Source organism: Luteitalea sp., assembly GCA_009377605.1.
In the GTDB taxonomy this organism is placed as follows: domain Bacteria; phylum Acidobacteriota; class Vicinamibacteria; order Vicinamibacterales; family Vicinamibacteraceae; genus WHTT01.
This window is the reverse complement of sequence record WHTT01000304.1, coordinates 1-609: the sequence shown is the minus strand read 5'-3', so window position 1 is coordinate 609 and position 609 is coordinate 1. Positions and strand designations below refer to the sequence as shown.

Below are 609 nucleotides of genomic sequence, written 5' to 3'. Positions count from 1 at the left end.
AGGTGGATCACTTTCCGAGCGGCGGACTGGTCTAGTTTCCGAGCGGCGCCTCCAAGGCCTTCGCAATGGAGCATCTGAGGCCTGAGCAGCGACAAGTGTTCAGCGTCTCGAAGGTGCGCTTCAACTACCAGACCGAGAGCTGGGAGCAGGACCGGTTCAGCAAGTGGAGATCTACCAGCAAGGAGACGAGCGGACCGACGGGTGGGAGCCGACGAACAAAAGCCTGAAAAGACTGTGAAATCGTTGGTTCCGACGCGAGTAGCCTCCCCTCCTCGCGAGACGACTGCGCGAGACGACTGCTTGACGCATTACACGGTATGCGTGTAATCTGTTGGGCGTGTGATTCGGTCATTTCGGGATGACACGACCGCCGATCTGTTCCGCGATCGAAACACGCGCGCGGCGCGTCAGATTCCGCGTGAGATTTGGAGGGTGGTCCAGCGGAAGCTGAAGCTGTTGGACGTTGCTGCCAGGCTCGATGATCTCCGCGCGCCGGCCGGCAATCGGCTGGAGACCCTGAAGGGAGATCAAGCCGGGCGGCACAGCATTCGCGTGAATGATCAGTACCGCGTCACGTTCCGCTGGGAGAATGGCCATGCCTACGAAGTC

General features: G+C 60.3%; 1 protein-coding gene. It reads left to right on the top strand.

Going from position 1 to position 609, the window contains the following annotated elements:
* Positions 1-339 precede the first annotated feature (339 nt).
* On the top strand, positions 340-609 hold a 270-nt coding region (locus tag GEV06_29050; protein MPZ21887.1), incomplete at its 3' end, for a plasmid maintenance system killer protein.